Source organism: Bradyrhizobium sp. PRIMUS42 (genome assembly GCF_023006515.1).
GTDB lineage: Bacteria > Pseudomonadota > Alphaproteobacteria > Rhizobiales > Xanthobacteraceae > Bradyrhizobium.
Genome location: NZ_JALBGZ010000497.1, coordinates 1 through 4,859 on the forward strand (window position 1 = coordinate 1; position 4,859 = coordinate 4,859).

General features: G+C 63.5%; 5 protein-coding genes. 4 read left to right on the plus strand and 1 reads right to left on the minus strand.

The annotated features are described in order from the left end of the window. Positions 1-325: 325 nt before the first annotated feature. A complete protein-coding gene (locus MOV75_RS27595; protein ID WP_247006940.1) occupies positions 326-631 on the minus strand; it encodes a hypothetical protein in 306 nt (101 codons plus the stop codon). Between the two features lie 287 nt (positions 632-918). Here MOV75_RS27595 and cysS point away from each other — a divergent pair, with 287 nt between their 5' ends. The 4 genes from cysS to MOV75_RS27615 all read left to right on the plus strand — a co-directional run. After that, the gene (gene cysS, locus MOV75_RS27600; RefSeq protein ID WP_247006941.1) at positions 919-2,301 is read left to right on the plus strand and encodes a cysteine--tRNA ligase; all 1,383 of its coding nucleotides are present in this window, start codon (positions 919-921) and stop codon (positions 2,299-2,301) included. 115 nt (positions 2,302-2,416) lie between these two features. Next, a complete protein-coding gene (locus tag MOV75_RS27605) occupies positions 2,417-2,908 on the plus strand; it encodes a GNAT family N-acetyltransferase (protein WP_246921540.1) in 492 nt (163 codons plus the stop codon). Further along, positions 2,905-4,503, plus strand: a complete 1,599-nt coding sequence (gene cimA, locus MOV75_RS27610) for a citramalate synthase (RefSeq protein ID WP_246921543.1) — start codon at positions 2,905-2,907, stop codon at positions 4,501-4,503. Before MOV75_RS27605 ends, cimA begins: the two co-directional genes overlap by 4 nt. 122 nt (positions 4,504-4,625) lie before the next feature. Further along, positions 4,626-4,859, plus strand: a 234-nt coding sequence (locus MOV75_RS27615; RefSeq protein WP_369010470.1) for a VOC family protein, incomplete at its 3' end; no start/stop codon positions are given.

Sequence of the window (4,859 nt, forward strand, 5' to 3'; positions counted from 1 at the left end):
CGCGCACGGGTCTGTCATTGTACTGTTTGCATGGTGTCGGTGGTGCCCTTAATCAGGATGGGCATCACCCTCGAGCCGACCCACACCCGTTGTCAGAACCTTCCCCGAAGAGCACGACGGTGCTCAAAAGCACGGTGCAGGCAAGGAGGAAGCGGGCACGGGACAGGGACAAAAATTCAGGCATATCCGCCATTCTAGCGAGGTCACGGCCCGGCATGACTTTGAAGGGCCGAAGCGCGCCCTCCCATAGCCGCTTCCTGCGGCATCGTCACGTCGTTTCGGGCGCCAAAGCACCGGGCCTAAGCTACGCCAGCTCCGAGCGAATTCAGCGCTGGCAGGTGATTGCGACATATTCGTCGCAACGGCCATGGGAGCAATTTGTGCCGGATTTGGGGACAGAGCCGGTAATTTCGTCGGGATCGACCCGGCGATAGCTTGATGCCTGGGCAAAATCTCGTGACTGGCAATAGGTGCGGGCGGCGGAGGCGCCGCATTTGTCGCTTTTAGCCAGGCACTGGTCGATGCCGTAGCCGTCTGCCTGGTTGGCGATGATGAAGACGCGGCTCTCGGCGAAGGCGCTGGAGGCCGCAAAGATGAGGGCGCCGGAAATGAGCGCGGGCAAGAATCGCATGAAAAAGCACCGGGGGCAAAAAGGGGAACCGCCGGTTCCAAAATGGGCTCAAATGGTTAGGGGATCATGAACCATCGTGGCGGGCAGCGCGCTTTGGGAGATAAAACGGCATTTTGCGGCTCTCTTGACGCGGGGGCGCCTCATAGCCCATATGTTCCGCATGAACGGTCTCCTCGCCATTTGCGCCATTTGCCGCGAGATTACGAGCTAGCGATTCGCTGGCTGGAGCCGTCTTTTCTCAAAACATTGAGAGCCTCGGACGCCCGGCCGCAAGGGATGGGTTTGTCATGGAATTGCGTCTTCACGATACGCTGAGCCGGGAAAAGCGGCCCTTTGTGCCGCTCGATGCCAAGAACGTCCGCATGTATGTCTGCGGACCGACCGTCTATGACTTCGCCCATATTGGCAATGCGCGGCCGGTGATCGTGTTCGACGTGCTGTTTCGGTTGCTGCGCCATCTCTATGGCGATGCGCACGTCAAATATGTCCGCAACATCACCGACGTCGACGACAAGATCAACGATCGTGCCGCGCGCGATTTTCCCGGCCTGCCGCTGAACGAGGCGATCCGCAAGGTCACCGAGCAAACGGGAAAGCAGTTTCACGCCGATGTCGACGCACTCGGCGCACTGCGGCCGAGCGTCGAGCCGCGTGCGACCGAGCATATCGGCGAGATGCGCGAGATCATCGAACGGCTGGTCAAGGCCGGCTTTGCCTATGTTGCCGAGGATCACGTGCTGTTCTCGCCGCAGGCGATGAACGCCGACAATACCGGGTTGCCACGCTACGGCGCATTGTCCAATCGCTCGCTCGACGAGATGGTTGCGGGCGCCCGCGTCGATGTCGCGCCCTACAAGAAGGGCAACACCGATTTCGTGCTGTGGAAGCCGTCCAAGCCGGGCGAGCCGTCATGGCCGTCGCCGGCGGGCATCAAGGCTGAGGGGCGCCCCGGCTGGCACATCGAGTGCTCGGCCATGGCCTGGAAGCATCTCGGCGAGCATTTTGACATCCATGGCGGCGGCATCGATCTCGTGTTTCCGCATCACGAGAACGAGGTCGCGCAGACCTGCTGCGCCTTCCACCAGCAGCGCATGGCGAACTACTGGATGCACAACGGCTTCCTCCAGGTCGAGAGCGAGAAGATGTCGAAGAGCCTCGGCAACTTCATCACCATCCATGAGTTGCTCGCGGACTGGCCCGGCGAAGTGCTGCGCCTGAACATGCTCAAGACGCATTATCGCTCGCCAATCGACTGGACCATGAAGTCGCTGGAGGAGAGCGCCAAGACGCTCGACGACTGGTATCGCCTCGCGGCGGATGTCGAACCCGGCAGGCCGGCCGCGTCCGTTGTCGAGCCGCTGCTCGACGATCTCAACACGCCGCTGGCGATCGCGGCGCTGCACGGCCTGCGAGGTGGTGATGTGGCTGCTCTGGCGGGCTCGTTGCGGCTGCTCGGCTTCCTTTCCGCGAGTGCCGGGCAGTGGGAAAGCCGCAAGCAGCAGGCGAGCGGCGTCGATGCCAAGGAAGTCGAGCGCCTGATCGCGGAGCGGACGGCTGCGCGTAGCCGCAAGGATTTTGGGGAGTCCGACCGCATCCGCGATCTGCTCGCTGCGATGGGCGTTGCGATCAAGGATTCCAAGGAAGGGACGACGTGGGAGATCGCGCGATGAAGCGGCCCGACACGCCGTTCCCGCGGCACTGGTTCTATTACATCGCGCTCAAGATCGCGCTGCTCGCGGGCGCCGTGGCGCTGGTGCTCAAGCTGTATGGGATGTGGTGAGGACGATGGGACAGACTTTGCCAGAGCCGGGCTTGCGGCCGTTCCTGCCTGATGACGTGCCGGTGCTCGCCGCGATCTTCACCGCGAGCATCGAGGAGCTGACCGGCGACGACTATAGCGAGGCGCAGCAGCAGGCCTGGATGGAGGCGGCCGAGGACGAGGAGTTCGGCAAGCGGCTCGCCTCCGACCTGACGCTGATCGCGACGCTCGACGGCTCGCCCATCGGCTTCGCCTCGCTGCGCGGCAACGACCACATCCGCATGCTCTATGTGCATCCAGCCGTCAGCGGGCAGGGCATCGCGACCATGCTGGTCGACGCGCTGGAGAAACTTGCCGGCGGCCGCGGCGCGACCAGCCTTTCTGTCGATGCCAGCGACACCGCGCAGGGCTTTTTCGCCAAGCGCGGCTACACCGCCCAGCAGCGCAACAGCGTCACCATGAACGACGAGTGGCTCGCCAACACCACGATGAAGAAGACGCTCGGAGCGGGACAATGAGCAAGGAGCGCCTTTATCTGTTCGACACCACGCTGCGCGACGGCGCGCAGACCAATGGCGTCGACTTCACGCTGACCGACAAGCAGGTCATCGCCGCGATGCTCGACGATCTCGGCATCGACTATGTCGAGGGCGGTTACCCCGGCGCCAATCCGACCGACACCGAGTTCTTCGGCAGCAAGCCGAAGCTCAATCATGCGCGCTTTACCGCCTTCGGTATGACGCGGCGAGCCGGGCGCTCGGTCTCCAACGACCCCGGTGTTGCCGGGCTCCTTGAAGCAAAGGCAGATGCGATCTGCTTCGTGGCGAAGTCTTCCGCTTATCAGGTGCGCGTGGCGCTGGAGACGACGAAGGAGGAAAATCTCGCCTCGATCCGGGACAGCGTCGCGGCCGCGAAGGCCGCCGGTCGTGAGGTCATGCTCGACTGCGAGCATTTCTTCGACGGCTACAAGGAAGATTCGAGCTTTGCGCTCGCCTGCGCCAAGGCCGCTTATGACGCCGGGGCGCGCTGGGTGGTGTTGTGCGACACCAATGGCGGCACCATGCCTGATGAGGTCGGGACCATCGTCACGGAAGTGACGAAGCACATCCCCGGCGATCACGTCGGCATCCACGCCCATAACGACACCGAGCAGGCGGTCGCCAACTCGCTCGCCGCGGTACGCGCCGGCGCGCGGCAGATCCAGGGCACGCTGAACGGTCTCGGCGAGCGCTGCGGCAACGCCAATCTCTGCTCGCTGATCCCGACGCTGAAATTGAAGAAGGACTTTGCCGACGCTTTCGAGATCGGCGTCACGGCCGAGAAGCTGGCAACCCTGGTCAAGGTCTCGCGCACGCTCGACGACATGCTCAACCGCGTGCCGAACCGGCATGCGGCTTATGTCGGCGAAAGCGCCTTCGTCACCAAGACCGGCATACATGCCTCCGCGGTGCTGAAGGACCCGCAGACCTATGAGCACGTGCTGCCGGAGACCGTCGGCAACCATCGCAAGGTGCTGGTCTCAGACCAAGCCGGCCGTTCCAACGTCATCGCCGAGCTCGACCGTGCCGGCATCCCTTACGAGAAGAGCGATCCGAAGCTGACACGCCTCGTCGAGGAGTTGAAGGAGCGCGAGGCGCAAGGCTACGCCTATGAATCCGCCAACGCGTCGTTCGAGCTCCTGGCGCGCCGCACGCTCGGCAAGGTACCGCATTATTTCGAGGTCGAGCAGTTCGACGTCAACGTCGAGCAGCGCTACAACGCGCTCGGCGAACGTGTGACCGTGGCGCTCGCGGTGGTGAAGGTCGACGTTGCCGGCGAGCACCTGATCTCGGCCGCGGAAGGCAACGGTCCCGTCAACGCGCTCGACGTGGCACTTCGCAAGGACCTCGGCAAGTACCAGAAATACATCGAGGGCCTGAAGCTGATCGACTACCGCGTGCGTATCCTCAACGGCGGCACCGGCGCGGTCACGCGCGTCCTGATCGAGAGCGAGGACGAGAACGGCGACAGCTGGACCACGGTCGGGGTGTCCCCGAACATCATCGACGCCTCGTTCCAGGCGCTGATGGATTCGGTGATCTACAAGCTCGTGAAGTCGGGCGCGCCGGCGTAGGATCTTGTTCGTCATTCCGGGGCGATGCGAAGCATCGAACTATGGTGCGCAATTGCGCACCTGAGAATCTCGAGATTCCGGGTTCACGCTTCGCGTGCCCCGGAATGACTGAGGGAGGGGGCATGATCGACCACATCTCCGTCGGCGTCAGCGATATCGAGCGCGCCGCAAGATTCTACGAGGCCACGCTCGCGGCCCTCGGCCTCGCACGCCTCGTCACACGGCCGCGGACGGTCGGCTTCGGCAAGGCCTATCCGGAATTCTGGATCAACTTGCGCGAGGGCATGCCGCGCGTGCCGCCGGAGAGCGGCGTGCACATCTGCCTGCGGGCGAAGACGACGGCCGAGGTCGATGCG

Coding starts and splice junctions, on each gene's coding strand:
- MOV75_RS27595 (WP_247006940.1), bottom strand. CDS start 631: ATGCGATTCTTGCCCGCGCTCATTTCCGGCGCCCTCATCTTTGCGGCC.
- cysS (WP_247006941.1), top strand. CDS start 919: ATGGAATTGCGTCTTCACGATACGCTGAGCCGGGAAAAGCGGCCCTTT.
- MOV75_RS27605 (WP_246921540.1), top strand. CDS start 2,417: ATGGGACAGACTTTGCCAGAGCCGGGCTTGCGGCCGTTCCTGCCTGAT.
- cimA (WP_246921543.1), top strand. CDS start 2,905: ATGAGCAAGGAGCGCCTTTATCTGTTCGACACCACGCTGCGCGACGGC.